General features: G+C 55.8%; 19 protein-coding genes. 6 read left to right on the top strand and 13 right to left on the bottom strand.

The window, feature by feature from the left end; genetic code table 11:
* The first annotated feature begins 592 nt into the window (after positions 1-592).
* Positions 593-1,750, top strand: coding sequence for a class C beta-lactamase (gene ampC / locus INT32_RS11130; RefSeq protein WP_193088886.1), 1,158 nt, complete (start codon positions 593-595; stop codon positions 1,748-1,750).
* 303 nt (positions 1,751-2,053) lie between these two features.
* On the opposite strand, the gene INT32_RS11125 is transcribed toward ampC, so the two are convergent.
* Positions 2,054-2,500 (bottom strand): Ivy family c-type lysozyme inhibitor, encoded by a 447-nt coding sequence (locus INT32_RS11125; protein WP_193088796.1) that lies wholly within the window; start codon positions 2,498-2,500, stop codon positions 2,054-2,056.
* 98 nt (positions 2,501-2,598) lie between these two features.
* Here INT32_RS11125 and INT32_RS11120 point away from each other — a divergent pair, with 98 nt between their 5' ends.
* The 4 genes from INT32_RS11120 to INT32_RS11105 all read left to right on the top strand — a co-directional run bounded on the left by INT32_RS11120 (position 2,599) and on the right by INT32_RS11105 (position 5,530).
* Entirely contained in the window at positions 2,599-3,411 is an 813-nt protein-coding gene (locus tag INT32_RS11120; protein ID WP_193088795.1) for a phosphatase PAP2 family protein, read from the top strand.
* A 355-nt stretch (positions 3,412-3,766) separates the two neighbouring features.
* Positions 3,767-4,705: an MBL fold metallo-hydrolase gene (locus INT32_RS11115; protein WP_193088794.1), complete on the top strand. Its 939-nt coding sequence runs from the start codon at positions 3,767-3,769 to the stop codon at positions 4,703-4,705.
* Between the two features lie 50 nt (positions 4,706-4,755).
* Complete coding sequence (locus INT32_RS11110) at positions 4,756-4,971, top strand: hypothetical protein (RefSeq protein ID WP_193088793.1); 216 nt, start codon at positions 4,756-4,758, stop codon at positions 4,969-4,971.
* Between the two features lie 49 nt (positions 4,972-5,020).
* Positions 5,021-5,530, top strand: coding sequence for a GNAT family N-acetyltransferase (locus tag INT32_RS11105; RefSeq protein WP_193088792.1), 510 nt, complete (start codon positions 5,021-5,023; stop codon positions 5,528-5,530).
* 45 nt (positions 5,531-5,575) lie between these two features.
* Here the strand turns inward: INT32_RS11105 and INT32_RS11100 are convergent, their stop codons facing one another.
* From INT32_RS11100 to INT32_RS11045, 12 genes are all read right to left on the bottom strand, one after another.
* The gene (locus INT32_RS11100) at positions 5,576-7,759 is read right to left on the bottom strand and encodes a TonB-dependent siderophore receptor (protein ID WP_193088791.1); all 2,184 of its coding nucleotides are present in this window, start codon (positions 7,757-7,759) and stop codon (positions 5,576-5,578) included.
* A gap of 99 nt (positions 7,760-7,858) precedes the next feature.
* A complete protein-coding gene (locus INT32_RS11095; RefSeq protein ID WP_193088790.1) occupies positions 7,859-8,398 on the bottom strand; it encodes a thiamine pyrophosphate-binding protein in 540 nt (179 codons plus the stop codon).
* Entirely contained in the window at positions 8,395-9,636 is a 1,242-nt protein-coding gene (locus INT32_RS11090; RefSeq protein WP_193088789.1) for a PepSY domain-containing protein, read from the bottom strand. The genes INT32_RS11095 and INT32_RS11090 overlap by 4 nt, the downstream gene beginning before the upstream one ends.
* A 64-nt stretch (positions 9,637-9,700) precedes the next feature.
* Positions 9,701-10,726: a metal ABC transporter solute-binding protein, Zn/Mn family gene (locus tag INT32_RS11085; RefSeq protein ID WP_226816911.1), complete on the bottom strand. Its 1,026-nt coding sequence runs from the start codon at positions 10,724-10,726 to the stop codon at positions 9,701-9,703.
* Entirely contained in the window at positions 10,723-11,559 is an 837-nt protein-coding gene (locus INT32_RS11080) for a metal ABC transporter permease (protein WP_370540219.1), read from the bottom strand. The genes INT32_RS11085 and INT32_RS11080 overlap by 4 nt, the downstream gene beginning before the upstream one ends.
* 59 nt (positions 11,560-11,618) lie before the next feature.
* Complete coding sequence (locus INT32_RS11075; RefSeq protein ID WP_193088787.1) at positions 11,619-12,377, bottom strand: metal ABC transporter ATP-binding protein; 759 nt, start codon at positions 12,375-12,377, stop codon at positions 11,619-11,621.
* Positions 12,374-13,324 carry a metal ABC transporter solute-binding protein, Zn/Mn family gene (locus INT32_RS11070; protein WP_226816910.1) on the bottom strand — a complete coding sequence of 317 codons (951 nt, stop codon included), beginning with the start codon at positions 13,322-13,324 and terminating at the stop codon, positions 12,374-12,376. Before INT32_RS11070 ends, INT32_RS11075 begins: the two co-directional genes overlap by 4 nt.
* A gap of 35 nt (positions 13,325-13,359) precedes the next feature.
* A complete protein-coding gene (locus tag INT32_RS11065) occupies positions 13,360-13,953 on the bottom strand; it encodes a DUF6162 family protein (RefSeq protein WP_193088786.1) in 594 nt (197 codons plus the stop codon).
* Positions 13,950-14,285 carry a hypothetical protein gene (locus INT32_RS11060; RefSeq protein WP_226816908.1) on the bottom strand — a complete coding sequence of 112 codons (336 nt, stop codon included), beginning with the start codon at positions 14,283-14,285 and terminating at the stop codon, positions 13,950-13,952. The genes INT32_RS11065 and INT32_RS11060 overlap by 4 nt, the downstream gene beginning before the upstream one ends.
* Positions 14,286-14,484: 199 nt before the next feature.
* Positions 14,485-14,706, bottom strand: coding sequence for a hypothetical protein (locus INT32_RS11055; RefSeq protein ID WP_193088785.1), 222 nt, complete (start codon positions 14,704-14,706; stop codon positions 14,485-14,487).
* Positions 14,707-14,738: 32 nt separating this feature from the next.
* Positions 14,739-15,968, bottom strand: a complete 1,230-nt coding sequence (locus INT32_RS11050) for a S8 family serine peptidase (RefSeq protein WP_193088784.1) — start codon at positions 15,966-15,968, stop codon at positions 14,739-14,741.
* 189 nt (positions 15,969-16,157) lie between these two features.
* Positions 16,158-17,120, bottom strand: a complete 963-nt coding sequence (locus tag INT32_RS11045) for a LysR substrate-binding domain-containing protein (protein ID WP_226816906.1) — start codon at positions 17,118-17,120, stop codon at positions 16,158-16,160.
* A 170-nt stretch (positions 17,121-17,290) separates the two neighbouring features.
* Between INT32_RS11045 and INT32_RS11040 the strand changes: the two genes are divergently transcribed.
* A complete protein-coding gene (locus INT32_RS11040) occupies positions 17,291-17,581 on the top strand; it encodes a hypothetical protein (RefSeq protein ID WP_193088783.1) in 291 nt (96 codons plus the stop codon).
* Positions 17,582-17,748 lie beyond the last annotated feature (167 nt).

Here is a 17,748-nt window from a genome sequence, read left to right as displayed (position 1 = left end):
TTGACCAGCCAGATCAACAATCGTACTTAAATTGCAAACAACTTGTCCGGCAGAACTGAATGAGAATATTACGCATCGTCTGCTTTCCCACCAGGCTGGCCTCAATGAACTTCAGGCGCAATTTTGGAGACACTCAATTGACTTGGCATCGGATTTATTTTTTTACAGGATAGCAGTCCGCAGATCGCCCAGCCTGCCTGTTCGTCTGTTACCGACTACGACTGCGTAGGAACCGGTTGAAACCAGACGATTCAAACACCCCCCTTCTCCTTTGATCCAGACGACTGGCGAAAAAAAACCTGGCCATTTCTGACCAGGGAACACGTACGATAGATAGGTGAATAAACATTCGTACAACGCTAAGTCTACTTGGCTGAGACTGGAAATTCCTTGATCTGAAATAAGCTGACATTCGTTTCGAAATATAATGATCCGACCCGAACTGCTTGCCCTGCAGCCTGGCACGCGTGCCCGACGAGACATCGCAACCTGCCCGTCCTCGCATTTTGTTACCAATCCAGGCTTATCAGCCATAAGCGCACGAGCGACAATACGAGACATTCCTATTTTCATCCACTTTTATCCTTCGCCCATGAACACTCCTTTGACCCCACTGCTGGCTGCCCTGACCTTGATAACAGGCGTCATAACCTCGACGGCCGGTTACGCCGCGCAAGACCAGAACACTATAAAACAACGGGTAGACGCATCGGTTATGCCTGTGATGAAAAAGCACGGCATTCCCGGTATGGCCGTTGGCGTGATTGCGCAGGGGAACACCTATCTGTTCAATTATGGTGTTGCCTCCCGACAAACCGCAAGCACTGTGACTTCCTCCACCCTTTTTGAACTGGGTTCGATCAGTAAAACCTTTACGGCGACACTGGCAAGCTATGCACAGGCCACAGGGCATTTGAAGCTGACCGACACGGTAGCGACCCATCTGCCGCAAATGCAGAAAACCGCATTTGGTTCCGTCAGCCTGATGCAACTGGGCACCCATACGCCCGGCGGCTTTCCGCTACAAGTGCCCGAACAGATCAGAAACAATGAGCAACTGATGTCCTATCTACATCAATGGAAACCACCGTTTGAAAAAGGGACGCAAAGAACCTATAGCAATCCGGGCATTGGCATGCTGGGGCTAATTACGGCAAAGGCGATGGGCCAGGATTTCATACCCTTGATGGAAAAACAGATATACGCAGGTCTGGGACTGACCAACACTTATATCGACATTCCCGAACATAAGGTGGCCGATTACGCGCAGGGCTACACCAAACAGGACACGCCAGCGCGGGTAAGCAAGGCAGTTCTGTGGGCAGAGGCTTACGGTGCAAAATCCACCAGTGCAGATATGGTGCGGTTTCTCAAAAGCAATATGCACATGACAAACCTGGATGAGCATTTGCAGGCAGCGGTAACAAACACGCACACCGGTTATTTCCAGACCGCAGCAATGACGCAGGATCTGATCTGGGAGCAATATCCATACCCCGTGACACTCGAGTCTTTACTGCACGGCAATGCTGCCGATTTTGCACTTAAGCCGCAGCCGGTAAAAGCGCTGGTGCCGCCCGTGGCGCCGCGTGACGATGTATGGATAAACAAAACGGGATCCACCAATGGATTTGGCGCCTATGTAGCCTTCGTGCCGGCACGCAAGCTTGGGATTGTGATCCTGGCCAATAAAAACTATCCGGTTGCAGACCGGTTGGCAATCGCGTATCGGATTTTGAGCGAATTCTGAACGGATTCTGAATGGGCGCTCAGCGGTGTCTTTGCGAGTTCTTGGCGAGAGCGCCAAGCACTCCGGGAGCGCAGTCGTGGCCTGAACACCATGCAATGGCTGCAAACCAATGATAGCATCACCAATACCAATCCAAACGATGGGAACCCAGACAATGGCAATCCAAACCCGTTTGCCATTGACCACAACATTGCAGTGTCAAGTGCGCCATGATGTATCGCTGCATGTATCGCTGCAATATGGGTTGCGCAGGCTGGCTGCACAAGCGCAATGGTCTGATTGTTAGCAGCCGGATAAAATGGCTTAATTGTCAGCAGCTGGAAACAACGCTGCAGCCAGCACGGCTACCTGTTCATCGGTGGGTTGCCCAAGCCATTGAATTGTGCTGTCAGATAAAGCGCCCGCAGCCGCTTGCTGGTTCGTTAAAAACGCACCCACGGCATGGTTGTTCTTTCTAGAAACGAGCACCACATATTTTTCTGATGGACAATCATGCGGTTTGCAACCCGACAGCCGCACATAGCTTTCGTTGTTAAGCGTTGTTTCTTCAACGGGCGTTGTCACACCAAAGTCACGCACCCATGCGTGCTTGGCGACAATGGTTTTTGTCAGGCCCGCAAACGCACTGGCTACCCGAGGCTCCTGTTTTACCAGGTCGGCCGGATAGACGTCGGCAGCGTAAACCTGGCCGGCAAAAACAACACTGCCCAATGTTGCAAGCAAAAAAGATTTGAATTTGGAATGACGCATACTGTACCCTGTTAAGCGGTTGAAACAGGTATGATTTTATCTTCAGTCGCTTCCTATCGACAAGCCTCGGTTTGTCATCTACCTCAAAGCTATATTGCATGTCACCGTATACAATAATCCGAAACCGCTCTTACTGGCCCTATTATCTTGCTGCACTGGCCTGTGCCCTGTTTCTACTGATTCTAATCAATGTGCGCATTGATGGCCGGCTGTTCGCCGCCGACCAGGCTATTTACCGGCAGTTGCAGCTCTTGCGTACACCGTGGCTGGACGATATATTGATTGCGATAACGCAGCTGGGCGATACGTTCATGGTGACCATCATCGTCGGCGTTGTCGCACTCTGGCTACTGGTCCGGAAATCCTGGCGCACGGCCGGTTACTGGGTGCTGACAATCATCAGCGCCGCGGTTATTAATACCGCCATCAAGGCAGCAATAGTGCGGACCCGGCCAGGAGACATGATGTACTCCGGCTGGAGTGCCTATTCCTTTCCCAGTGGTCATACAACAGGCAATATTGTGCTGTATGGTTTGCTTTGCATTCTGATTTATCCCTGCATTGAAAAACGGGCTGCCCGCATCCTCACCGTTTGCTGTGCAATGGGATTCGCGCTGCTCATCGCGGTCTCGCGCATCTATCTTGGCGCACACTGGTTTTCAGATGTGCTTGGCGGCCTTCTGGTCAGTACGCTAATTCTATGTATCGCTGGCGCGCGTTACTACGCGGGCAAAACGCATCGTTTGACTGCTGGCGCTTTTCTGATTCCAATTGTAGCAACGCTACTGATAGTAGGCAGTATCCATGTCTGGCATGGCAGGCACGTAAGCATGCAACGCTATATGCCACCTGCCGTATCCAATCAAGCACCAGGCAATATCCCGCCGCCAGCTGCTACCAATACACCATAGGGACCACCAGGACCCGTCACCACCACGGCATCGTCGGCTTGAACCCATCAGGCGTTCGGGCGTAAAGCGGCTGCAAGCGCAAAATGGTAAACGCACTTCACATCGCGCTCCTGGCGTACCAGTGCGTACCTGGTAGAAAACCCGGTTCGGCTGGCATTGTCCGGGACGCATAACCGATCATCCACCAGGCAAGAGCCACCTGCCGACTTGTTGTTGCGCCCATCATTTTGTCTGTCGATCACCCCGGCATCGGATCCGCGTGACGTTTACGCGGCATTTTGTTATGATGTTTGAATATATGTTTATTACTTTAAGTAATTAAATACTATTTTCACCCTGTAACCCGGAGCCCACTATGTCAGACGTCTCTCACGATCCGGCGTGCCATCAGGCAGCGCAGCAAATAGCCGACACTCGTCATCACCCCATGCGCATCCCTGTCGTTAAGAGCTTTTTTGACGAAGCGACCAACACGATCAGCTATGTTGTACATGCGCCCAATGATTCGCAGTGCGCGGTGATCGACAGCGTACTGGATTACGATGCCGCCTCGGGCAGAACCTCAGCCACATCGGTGCAGCCGATCATTGATTACGTCCGGTCACATCAATTGCAAGTGCAATGGCTGCTGGAAACGCATGCACATGCCGACCATCTGTCGGCCGCGCCGATTCTGGCCGCGCAGTTGGGCGGGCAATTGGCCATAGGCAAGCACATTGGCCAGGTTCAGCGCGCGTTTGCGAACATATACAACACCCAAGGTGCGCAACGCGGCAACGCGGACGACTTTGATCATCTGTTCGACGACGGCGAGACTTTCCAGATTGGCAGCCTGCCTGCCACAGTGCTGCACGTTCCGGGCCATACGCCAGCCTGCCTGACCTATATTATCGGCGATTGCGTATTTGCCGGCGATACCTTGTTCATGCCCGATTACGGGACGGCCCGCTGTGATTTTCCCGGAGGTGACGCGCGCACCCTTTATCGCTCGATTCAACGCCTGCTTCGCTTGCCAGGCTACGCGCGGGTATTTATGTGCCATGACTACAAGGCACCGGGCCGGGATGAATTTGCATGGGAAACCACCATCGAAGCAGAACGCAAGCAGAATATTCATGTGCATGAAGGCATATCCGAATCCGAATTTGTGGCGATGCGCACCCAGCGCGATGCGACCCTTTCCACGCCAAAACTGCTATTGCCGTCCATACAGGTGAACGTACGTGGCGGCAAGCTGCCGGAGCCGGAACACAATGGCGTACGCTACCTGAAAATCCCCCTCAATACGCTCTGACCGCTGCACAATCGCGTGCAGTTAGCTGGCCGCCGACGGCCATTGCAACCGTGATACGGGCAGCGCTGGCGCACGAAGATATGGGCGTCGCCGATCTTGCCAAAGACCGGGGGCCCGCGCTTGGCAACTTTATAGCCATTGTGTTTGCCAGCGCCACAGCGAACGGGTGGCTGCATGAAGCGGTTGCCAGCAATCTATCCGGTCCCCGGCACGGCCTTGCGGCCAAAGGTACGAACATCTATCAAGCACATCTCAAGCACATTTGAAATTTGAAGTATTATCGGCAAGAAACACCTTTTCCTTCACATATGAAATATGCTTCCATTTGAAATAGCAATACTCAATGCTGACGATGCCGCTGCCTTTCGCCAGTTTCGCCTGGCCGCATTGCAAAGCGCGCCGCAGGCTTTTGGCTCCAGCCATGCCGCCGAATCAGCGCAACCGCTGGCATTTTTTCGCGACCGCCTGCGCACCAGCAAGGTGTGGGCCGCGCGCAAAGATGGCGCTATCGTCGGTACTGCCGGCCTGGCACCCTGGCTTGGTGTTCGCGAGCAACATAAAGGTTTCGTCTGGGGCGTCTTCGTTGCATCACACGTTCGAGGCCAGGGCATTGCACAGGCATTGCTGACCCGACTTCTTGCGTATGCCGACCAACATTACGAGCAGGTGACCCTGTCCGCGACTGCGGCAAACACCCCGGCACTTAAGTTGTATCAGGAGGCCGGCTTTGAAATCTACGGCAAAGAGCCCAGATCCCTCAAGGACGAAACAGGCTATAGCGACGAACTGCTCATGGTCCGCTTCGCCGGCAAAAGCCCCGTTTGAATAACGCGCGAGATCGGCGCATTATTCAAACAACAATAAGCGAGCCTAGAACGACAGCGATACAGACGCTTTCACGGTTCGGCCATTGCCTGCCGTGAGCTGACCGAACTGTGGCGCAACTGTTGCCCAATAACGTTTATTGAACACATTATCGACCCCGAAACGGAAGGTCGTGTCTTTTCCTGCCAGGTTCGTCGTGTATCGTGCGCCCAGATCCACACGTGTCCACGCAGCAATAGTGCCCTCGTTTTCCTTGTTGACATACTGCTTGCTGCGACGGGTTACATAGCCCTGCAGTGTCAGGCCAGGCGCAAAGGCAGGATCCCATTCGGCACCCATGGTCGCCTGCACTCGGGGTACGCCCGGCGCATGATTGCCATCATTGAGGCCATCCTGGGTTTTCTGCAAACGTGCATTCATGAACGTGACACCGCCAATAAGCCTGACACCTTCTGCTGGCTGGCCATAGATACTAAGCTCGACACCCCGATTGCGCTGTTGGCCAGCAGCACCAAAAATCTGGGTTTCACTGTCCAGATAGAACTCTGGCTTTTCAAGCTGAAAGGCCGCCAGACTGGCACCGTAATCGCCCATATCAACTTTGATGCCGGCCTCTATCTGCTTGGTACGTGCCGGCTTGAAGACTTCATTACGGTTGTTTGCTGTAAGCGGCGCCGTCTCGCCCCGCGTCAAGCCCTCAATGTAATTGGCATAGAGCGATACGTTGTTCAGTGGCTTGAAGACGATGCCTGCGAACGGCGTAATAATTGATTTGTCATAGTCGGACGACGCCGCTCCCGTGTAATCATAGGCCGTATAGCGAAGGTTCTGGTGGCGCACGCCCAGCGTGACCAGAATGCGTTCGTCCAGAAACGATAATGTGTCGGACAAGGCAATACTGCGTAGAATAGAGCGGTCCACTTTGCCGGGATTATCAATATCGCCGCCCGATAACGTTACCCGGTCCGGATATGGAGAGTCTATCGGATTGAAGATATCCCGATCCTGACTGGCGAACAATTGATAGGCGCTGTGATTACTCGAACGCAACGCCGATACACCCAGATTCACCTGGTGCCCCACAGAACCGGTCACAAACCGTCCCCGCAACCCCACTTCGCCGGTCACGGTATCGCGCTCATAGGGCGTGCGCAACGGACTGTGTGCACCGATGCCATCGCCGTTCACCTTGGCCCCTGAGTAGAGGCCGTCTTCTTTGTCGCGACTGGTGCCAATGGCGGCGTAGGCCATCCAGTTTTCACTCAGATCGTATTCAACCCGGGCAACGGCATAGGTGCTTTGCAATTTCGACCAGGCCCAGGGCTGCGCGTAATTGACGCTGGTGGACGGCGCATCAGGCACGCCGTCCCCGGTCAGCGTGATGGTCGGGCGGGCCTGATCGAAGCGAACATTCTGATAGCCCACATCCAGCGACGCGCGCAACCGCTCACCACGATAATCCAGCCCAAGCGTAAGTACGGACGTCCTGGCATCGGCATCCCTGGTGGACATTTGTCCATCGCGATGGGCGGCGTTCAGCCGGATCCCGAACTGGCCGGCATCACCCCAGCGACGACCGATATCCACACCGCCGCCCACTTGCCCCCGTCCGGTATAGTCGACATTGAGCCGAGTCAGCGGCTCATCGGTGCCGCGCTTTGGCTGGATGTTGATCAAACCGCCCAGGCCACTGCCGCCGGGAGACGCCCCATTAAGAAAGGCACTGGCACCCTTGAAAATTTCCACACGCTCGATCATTTCTGTCGGCAGTACCTGGCGCGGCAAAATACCATATAGTCCGTTGAAGGCAAGATCGTCGTTGTTCAGCGGAAAGCCCCGTATCACAAAGGTTTCGGCAAAATTCCCATAACCGTTGCCAACCTGCACGGTAGGATCATTCTTGATTGCTTCCCCTAAAGTACGCGCTTGCTGATCTTCAATCAATTTCGAGGTATAGCTGTTGATAATATACGGCGAACTCATATTGTCCGCATTGCCAAGAATGCCGGCCTGGCCGCCCGTCGCGACCTGGCCGCCGGCATAGGTCACCGGCGTAGGTACCGACACCGATACGTTCTCGTCGGTCGCGTTGATCGCTTCGAGCCGGGTTGCTTCAGCTGCGGCAGGCGCTGAAACGGTTTGTGCATGTACCGCAGCGGTAGATGCACAGAGCGCCAGCGGCAAGGCGCGCATAAGCAATGAAGGGGCGTGGCGTGAGGTTGTTTTCATAATCCGGCGTAAGTCCAATGATTGAATCTGCAATGGTGTTCAATACAGTGCTATTTGAGGCAAAAATAAGACGGTCGTATGACAAATGTCATAAGTGGGTCAGCGCTGGCCGAGCCATTTTAAGGTGATCGGCGAGGCCTCGGCCAGCGGGAATGAGGTCGAATACGATGACCCGTCCCAGCCTTCGGCGGTAAGCCATAATTGCGCATCCGGCAGCGTATCTTTGGGAATCAGTACACCAATTTGCATGTTGTAAACACTGCCAAAACCAATGGCGCCCGCGGTGCGCAGGCTGCGCGGCTTGCCTACACGCAGGTAGACTGCACGGACTGCACTGCGGCATGACTCGCACAGGGACACCGAAAAAGTTTTTACAAAACCAGCTGTGCCATCCCGTCGTGGCGCCATGGCATCGAACTCAGCCATATGCACTTCCCAAGGGCCCACTTTTTTGGTGCCCAGATCGTGTACGCCCAGTCCCAGATCACCCGAGAACAGTGCCTGGTCTTTTATATAACGCGGTACGAAACACAGCGGGATCAAAATGGCCAGAACACTCAGGTGAAAACGCCAGCGATACCACCAAACCTTGATGCCCGTCCATGACCCGGACCGGATTGCCTGAGCCTGACTATTCATGATGCGCCCTTTTCTGTTTTCATAAAGCGTGCGCCCGCTGCCGCTGGCGACGGTTTTCCCCCATGGCTCACAGCCGTATTTTGCCGGCGTGACTGGCGGTGTTCACGAAGCATGCCGGCCGTTTCCTTTGCCGTTCGTTTGGTCCAGATCAACATCCCTGACAGAACCATCATGGTCAGCAAAAGACCAAAGAAGAAATACACCAGTTTGAGCCAGAGCCCGGCAAAATCCCCGGTGTGCAGCGGGCGCATGGACTCGGTCACCAGTTCCAGGCCGGAATAATCCGACACAGTGCGTGAGGAATCCACATTGCCTGTATACGGATTGACCGATGCTCGCTCAAGAATGAGCGGATAGCTGCTGCGCCCTGTCACCGTATAGTGGCTATAGGCATTGGCCGGCAGAAAAATGGATTCGGCCTGCATGTCCGGAAAATGCCCTTTGGCCTTTGCCACGGCCTGATCGGGCGACAGCAACAGGCTCCGGGACGATCCGTCCGTGCGCGTGGGGACATCCTGGCGTTGCACCATGGCAGGCGGCGGCGCCGTCGAAATGGAAATACTGTTGTCGAACAAAACGGCTTCAATCAGGAACCAGATGGCTGTCACACTGATAATGGCAATGAACGGCACAGACCAGATACCGGCCAGTCTGTGAAAGTCCCCCCAGAAAATGCGCGCGCCCTGGCCGAGACGCAGCCGGGGCTTGACGTAGCCACGCCAGAATCGCTTGTATACCACCAGACCGGTAATCAGGGAAATCAGCATGGGAATGCCCAGCAATGAGACGGCATACCAGCCCCAGGCAAAGCCGTTGGTAAATGGCACCAGCAGCCAGCCGTGCAATGCCCGCACGAATTGCCTGAAATCAAAGCCGGAAATCTGGCCCTGGATCTCGCCCGTGTAGGGATTGACATACAACCTGCCAGACTTGCCATCCTGATAACTGGTATTGACCGTCAGGGCAAACTGCGATTTGACCGGCCGGCGTATGGAGTTGACCACCGATCCCGGATGGGCCTGCTCAACGCGCGCCAAAACCTCATCATAGGTCAGCATTCTGGGGTTGCCGGCTGGCGGGTTGGCCCGCACCATCGGGCTGGCCAACCACTCGATTTCCTGGCTGACCGTCGCAATACTGCCGGTCAGGCAAATGAAAAAGATAAAGCCCCAGATCGGCAATGCCAGCCAGCTGTGAATAAGGAACCAGAGCTTGGCTTTGGATTTTTTCTTGACCATGCTTACCTAACCTCGCCTATGATCAACAATTCAGATGTCATCAACATAATTTGCCTGTTCCACATCAGCCCGGGTTGCCGGCAACCAGTGCCTGTACCAGGCGCTTGCCTGCCGCTTCCAGCACCGCCGCCGGGTCGTCGCCATCGGTTTCCACAATCACCGGTTTGGCGCCCGCGCCGGTAATCGCGGCGGCCACATCAGGGCTTGCGGCTTCGTGCAGCAGAACTGCATGCACGCCATTGTCCCTGATGACTTTACCCAGCGCGGCCAGCGCCTGCGCGTCCCAGTCGACCTGTGCGGTCACCGGCACGACATCAAGATTGAAGGCACCGGCCAGCGAGTGCAGCCGCGGTGACAACACAACGACAGACAGATTCGGTGCATCAAGTAGTGCAGACTCCACCTGGGCGTTCAGGGCAATCAGGCGCTGGCGCAATGTCGCCAAATTCGCCTCTACTTTGTCCTTGGCACCCGGTTCAAGCCGCTGAATGTCAGATGCAATAATGTCGGCCATCCGCCCCATATTTACCGGATTGAGCCAGGGATAGTCTGCTGCGGAGTTAGTGTCTGCAGTGGAGGCAATACCAGGCAGACCATGGTCCACGGGATTGGCGGCATCAATTTCAATGACCCGAATATTGTGTTTTCGTGCCTGCGGATAAAGCGGGTCATCCGGCCAGATAGAACGCAGATGAACAACCGCATCTGCATTTCGCACGACGCGATCAAAAGATTTCGCGCCACGGCCCGACAAATAGGAGTAATGGCGGGATGCCGGCAAATTGGCGGGCGTTGCCCGACCCGGCACGATACCGCTACCTTGCGTCAGGGCCTGAAGTAGCCCGTAGACAACCGGATGCGCTGCCACAACGGTTGTTGCCTGCCGGTTCTGCGCAGCCGAGGCCGCAGCACCAGGGGCCATGCCAGAAGCCAAATTGCCTTGAGTCGCAGCGTCTGCAGCACTACGGCTGCGCGTCTTAACTTCATCCTGGGCCAGCGATGGATTGGCCAGCGCCGTTGCCATGCATAGCGTCAGCAGCGCCAGTCGTATCTGGAAAAAATAGGGGGGAGAGACAGCAATCGGCTTCATGCCGTTGTTCCTTTCAATGCAGGGATAAATCCCCTGGCCAGCGCCGAGAGAATAAACACGCTACCGGCAACCAGGATGATGGCTGCGCCCGAGGGTACCGGTAAAGCGAACTGGATCGGCAGAAGAATACCTGCCAGGGTACTGACAATCGCGATCGCAATTGACAGCCAGAAAAAGCCGCGCATCGATTGCGCCAGAATTCTTGCTGTGGCCGCAGGAATAACCAGCAATGCACCAACCAGGATTGCACCAATGACCTTGACCGCCGCAACGGTCACCAGCGTGACCAGCACAACAAACAGATAGTCCATCAGTGTCGTGCGCACTTTGCGTACCGCTGCCAGCTGTACATTGAAGCTGGACAGAATCAGATGGTTGTAATTGAACAGCGCCAGGCATGCGGTCAGCAACCCGATGACACTGAGCACCAGCAGGTCTTGCGAGGTGACCGTCAGTACCGAACCGAACAAGACGTTTTCCAGAATATGAATATTGATCTTGCCTGCCAGCAACAGCAGCAAGCTGCCACCCAATGCCAGTGAAATTGATAGAAAAACACCGATCAAGGTATCCGAGGCCAGACCGGTACGGTTGCGCAGATAATTGAGCAAAATACCGAATAACAGACAGAACCCGAATAGACTCCCATATGGACCGGTGTAGGGTTCACCGACAAGAATCCCGATGGCCACGCCAGTCATGGCGGCATGCCCTACCGCTTCGGAGAAAAAGGCAAATCGCTTGACCACAACCAGTGTGCCCAGTCCGCCCAGCAATGGCCCGATGATCAAGCCGGCCATAAAGGCATTGACCACGAAACCATACGTAAACATTTGCGGAAGCACCCCGTCCTGAGCCCATTGCTGCAGCAGCGTGCGAATCGTATCAAAGATCATGCCGCCACCCTGGCTTGGGCAGGCGACACGGGCGCCGCCAGGTGAGCATCCATGCGCGGATGAGCGGAAAACAGGACCAGCAACTGTTCGGTCGACAATACCTTGGCAGGCTCACCCTCAAACACAACCCGGTGGTTCAGACCGGTGACCTGGTCGGCCAGGCGCCTGACGGCATCAAGATCATGCTCTACCCACAGCACGGTAACGCCGCTGTTACGCCAGTAGCCAAGCAGATCTTCAAATACGGCAACGCCGGCTTCATCCAGTGCCGCCATGGGTTCATCCAGCACCAGCAGCGACGGGGCTGGAATGAGCGCCTGCGCCAGCATGATACGCTGGCGCTCGCCGCCTGAGAGTGCGCCCATGCGCCGCTTGCGCTTGTTGTGCATGCCAACGCGCAACAGGGCGTCGTCAATGGCATGGGTATTGCGCGAGGACAATCCGAAAAATGCTGGTCGGCGCTGTGTCATGACACCCATGAAATCGTTGACCGTCATGGGCAGGGTCCGATCAAATTCCAGTGCCTGTGGCACATATCCGATCACGCCCGGCTGTGCAGGCCAGGTCAGCGTCAATGCGCCCTGATGCGGCATTTGCCCCATCAGGGTTTTGATAAGCGAGCTTTTACCCGCGCCGTTCGGGCCGATCAGCGCATGAATACTGCCCGCCTGCACATGAAGATCAATATTATGCAGAATCCGGGTCTGCCCAAGCGAGAGCCGGACCTGGCGCATGTCGACGCACGGGCCTGTCATTTGCCGGACTCCTGCATTGCCCGCACTACGGTATCCAGGTTCTTGGCCGTCTCGGTCTCCAGCTTGTCGGCCGAGTATTGGCCATAGGAAATATGCGTCAAGGGATAAAGACGAACACCGGTCTCGTTGCGAATCGTATCCACATACGTTGACGGAAAATCCATTTCTGAAAAAATCACATTCACATCCAGCTTCTTCAACTGGTCAATCGTGCCCTTAAGCTGGGCCGGACTGGGTTCAATCCCATGTGCAGGTTCAACCACTGCCGTCACTTCCAGCCCGAATTCGCGCAACAGATAATCATAGGCCCCGTGAATTGTGGCCACGCGCATTACGCCAGCAGGCACACTGGCCAAACGCTGCAATGCCTGCGCACGCAAGGTCCGCAGCTTTTTCGTGTACTTGCGGGCATTTTCCCGGTACGCCTGGGCATTGTCCGGGTCCATCTTCGCCAATTCACGCGCAATGGTGTTGACCTGGGCGATGGAACCGGTTACCGACAGAAAGGTGTGAGGGTTCACAATCTTTCCTGATGAGGCGCCGCTACCGGCACGGGCAGCTGACCCCGTCGCTGCCAGCAAGGGCACATTGGCGTTGGCTTCGATCAGTGGCACCTTGGCGTTGTCACTAGCCTGGATCATGCGATCGGCAAAATCATCGTGGCCGATCCCGTTGACCACAATCACGTCCAAGTCATTGATGCGCTTGATATCTTCAGCCCGGGGTTCATACGCATGCGGATTGAAGCCTGCGGGAATAAGCGGAACCACTTGCGCCCTGTCACCGACAATATTGGCGACGTAGCTATAATAGGGATGCAAGGTCACGCCGATGCGCAACACCTTGGCGCCGGCAACGCTGCAGACGCTCAGCAATATCACTGAGCCGCAAAAAAAAGACAAGGCGCGAACCCGACCGGCAAAAACAGACAGCAAAAAAGACATCATGAGTGTTGAGAAAAAAGAGGTTGAGTGCTGCTGCACTAGTGTTGGTGGCGAGTAGCGCCGGCGTCAAATTGCGAGACAATCTGCTGCCAGCCTTCCTGTGTCAGGCTGTCCGGGTTCAGGGCAGCGGGAACCTGCGCCGCCGCATCTGTCGTTTTGTACAGCCAGACCTGAGCCGGGCTGTCTTGCTCCTTGGCATAACTAGCGGCGCCTGGTGAGTGCGTCACCCGCAACAACATTGAGCCCGCAGTCGTTGGGGCTTGCGTGACGCCGATATAGGCAACCACCTGGCCTTCCTGCTTCATGTGCCAGTCGTGACCACCACGCCGTCCCGTGGAGGCGTCCACCACAAAGGGTGGAATCATCTGCTCGGCCAGATCGCTGACCTGAGGCGGCGTCTGCGCGAAACCGACCTCCTCGGCAGCAACCAGCAGATCGGCGTACACGCCCTGCTCCGCCGCAGTCAAGCCGTGGCGTGCATCTATCTGGTCTGTCTGTATCTGCGACACCGGTGCACTTGTGGTTCGCAACACGATTGTCAGCGTAGCAAGCAGCACAATACCTGCGCACACCGCCAGAACCGCGCCCGTTTCATGTCCCGCACCGGCAGGCCGAATGGCCTGTACCGTCATTGCGTGATCTCGCTCTGGTCGATCTCTACCACGTGGCCCGGGCCCGCGTCGAACAGAATGTAAAACTCCTGCTCCGGCTTCTTGAATTCCAGGGTGGACTCCGGGGACAATTTCCCCGGAAGCAGCATTTTTTCATCATAGGAGATGACATCCAGCGTGACACCCGGCGCCGCCGAACCGTCGGAGAACCCGCCTTTGCACAGTACTTTGTCTGCACCTACCGCCTTGCAGGAAGCGACCGGGTTATGAGCCCAGGCCGATGTAGCTGCCAGAGCAGAAAGAAAAAAAACGCCGGTCAGGAAGGCAGACCGTGTGCTGTGTGAAGATTTCATAGGGGGAAAAATGCCGGTGAGACGACGCGGATCTGAGGATCGTGCGACGGACGATATAAAACAATGTTATGTCGCGGTACTGTAACTGAATTAGTAGTTAATGTAAACTATTCTCATTGTCATTTCTATTAAATAGCGTACCTTTTTACAACAAATGAAGCTCAACGCGCTATCGTCGGTGCTGGTGCAGTCCGCCTGTTTAGCAGTACGGCCGCATAGGTCTGTCTGCCTCCACGGCAGCCACGCCCTCTACAGCACGCAGTTCAGTCACTTTTTCAGCCTCGATATTGCCCGAGAACAGGCCCAGGGCGGTCATTTCCCGTTCTACGACCATGCCTTGCCGGCGACAGTCTTCCACAACCACAGAAAAGCGATTCCGATAGGTCTCCTTGACCAACACCGTCAAAGTAATGCGTACCATCGCCCTCTCCTGAATGTTTTTCATCGGCGCATTTACGAGCCCATGCCCTGGCCATTGACTGCGGCCGGATGTCCGGGCGCCTGAACCAGTCCGCGTCCTACATCGCGCTGTGGTAATGGCAATGGGCGTGCATTTTGCACTATGCGATCCCGCAATATGCTGCCCCTGGCAGCAGGATCGGACTGGGCAAACAGCGCAGCCACCCCGGCAACGAACGGCGTGGCCATGCTGGTTCCGCTGATGGTATTGTAATTTTCCGGACTCGGCCATGACGAAAGCACATCGACGCCCGGCGCCGCAATGTCCACTTGCCCGCCGTCATTTTGCACGCCCCCGCTGGAAAAGGGGGCTACCGCCATATGCTCGTCAATGGCAGCCACCGCGACAATGGATGGACAATTGGCCGGATGCGAGACCGGCGCGATGTAGTCGGGTCGTTGGCTTTCATTGCCTGCGGCAGCAATAATCAATGTGCCGGCGGCCAAAGCGCGCTTTGCTACTTCTTCGAAAATTTGTGAATAACTGTCTCCTTCCTTGGCGGGACTGCCCAGTGACAGGGAAATAATCTCGCAGCCCTCACCCACTGCCCAATCAATGCCATCGAGCACACTCCCGTCGCCGCCGCTGCCGTCATTGCCCAGCACTTTGCCGATGTACAGTTGTGCTTGCCCGGCCACGCCATAACGAGGGCCGGCAACCGGCTTCAGGATCCCCGCAGCAATACCGGCGCAATGCGTGCCATGGCCGTTTTCATCCTGAACCTGGGCACCGCTCACGAAGGAACGCGACTCGATCTGCCGCTGCGCAAAATCCTGATGCTGCACGTCCAGGCCGGTGTCCAGAACAGCCAGACGGATACCCTTGCCGGTGTAGTCTGAATGATCGACACCGCAGGCGCGTACGCCCCAAGTTGCCTGTGCATCGGAATCGCCTTGTGCAGTGCCCGCAGGCAGGTTCGACGGTATCGCGATTGCACGCACGCTACGCTCGGGTTCAATCATCAGAATATTGCTCTGCGCCTGTTGCGAGGCCGTTTGTATCGCATTGCCAGCGGCTACTTCGCAACGGATCAGGGCGGCACCAATATGATCAAAAACAATTGCACAGTTCAGTTCCAGCGTAGTGTATTGCCGGTCGGTCGTGTTTTCGGATTTGACAATGGAAGCGCCGGTAATGCGCTGTAAATCCCGTATTCCGTCTTCAGTTCGCCCGTGCCGTAACAGCACAATATAGCGGCCGGTCGTGTTCGCAGATTCAGCCATACTGTTCTCCTTCTTTAACAAAGCAGTCGGATAATCAACAAGACCCTGGCAAGCCGCCAGTTCGATCAGCCGTCAGTTGGCGCGGCACCACCAACAGTACAGGCACCCGCGGCACTCAGCAGATCCGTGCGATATTCCGTGTTCAATACAGCTTACTACAGCAGCGCGAAAATTTCACTTGGCATTTTCTCACATGCCATTTTGATTCGTTGTCCGGCTATTGCCACCGCCCTGTTCGCTACGCGCGTCCTGCAACAAGGTCGCACGCGAGGCAGCCAGTTCCTCGGTAATCCAGGTGCGCAAGGCAGCTAACGCAGGCCAGTCGCGCAATGCCGGGCGGTATACAAGGTGAATGGCATGCGCCGTGTCGTAAGCGACCGAGATCGGTGACAAGCGAATCAGCTTGCCATTGCGAATTGCATCTGCAGCAAGCAGCTCTCGCGCCAGCGTCAGCCCCAGCCCCTGTTCTGCAGCCTGCAGCATCAGTCCCATATCGTTGAACTCGGCTACGGTATTGAACGGCACTTGCAAGCCGGCCGCAGCAAACCAGGCCTGCCAGGCGCCTCGATCGCCCAGCAACGGTTCCTTGAGAAAGGCAGCGGGCGGTGCGCCGACAAGCCGGCGCGCATCCACGGCGCAACCGACCACAATCAGCGGCATGGGATCTTCAAAAAGACGGTCAGCCACGACGCCTTGCCACGGCCCCATACCCTCGCGTACCGCAGCATGGAATCCGTCGCGTTGCAGATCAACAATTTGCTGAGATGCCGTTATTTCAAGTGCTATATCCGGATGGCGTTCCCGCCAGCGCTCCAGTCGCGGCAACAACCAGCGCTGCGCAAACGACGGCACCACCGAAATGCGCAGTTTTTTCTCTACGCTGTCCGAAGCCAGCCTGGCCAATTGCAGCCCGTCCTCAAGCTGAATCATCGCCGACTGCACGGAACACAAAAATGTAGCGCCTGCTGCATTGAGTACGATCCTGCGGCCCTGGCGTTCAAACAGTGCAAACCCCAGCGTGCTTTCCAACTGGCGGATCTGCTGGCTGACCGCGCTATGTGTCAGGTGCAGCACTTCTGCAGCGGCACGCAGATTTTGTAGCTCAGCTACGGTACGAAAGGCGGGAAGCGTATTTAAGGGGATTCTGGCCATCACGTTCACAATGGGTAAGGTCTCTGCTTGCACCAGAGACGATTGGTAAGAAAAAATGACCAATCTAGTTAAAAATCATTGATTTTATTCGGTCAAATGGATGGTTAAACTTACCATAAGTGTGCTGCTTCCAGCAATGCTTATCTACACATCGAGCTTAAGGAAAGATCATGAATACTGCTATCCAGACCCCTTCCTGCCCCAGCCTTGCCTGCACCGCCAAAGGCGATAGCCGGCTTCGCAGACTGTTCGCGACATTACGTTCCAAAGCAGGGCGCCGAGCATTGACCGCCCTGCCCGACGCAGTCAATCAAGATGACCCCTGGTCAACGGCGGTCAGCCAGATCCAGCATCTGGACTCGCATGTGCTGGCAGATATCGGCGCCCCCAGATGGGTCATAGACGAAGTCAGCCGCCGCCAGCGCAACGATGGCATATTGGACATCACTAAAAAATGGTAAAGGCTGGACAGGATGGCTTCGCGCAGACGTCGCCGCAACACATCAATGCTGTTGCGGCGGCCGTTACATCGAGCCGCCGATGGTCGCATTGAACGCCTGCAACGCCGGCATAACAACCGCTACCCTGCAGCCTGAGGTGATCGGGCACCTCTTCACCTTGCGACAAG

This window comes from Advenella sp. FME57, from assembly GCF_014897675.1.
Classification (GTDB): domain Bacteria; phylum Pseudomonadota; class Gammaproteobacteria; order Burkholderiales; family Burkholderiaceae_B; genus Advenella.
Note: the sequence above shows the minus strand (reverse complement) of the source record. Positions and strands in the feature narration are given on the sequence as shown.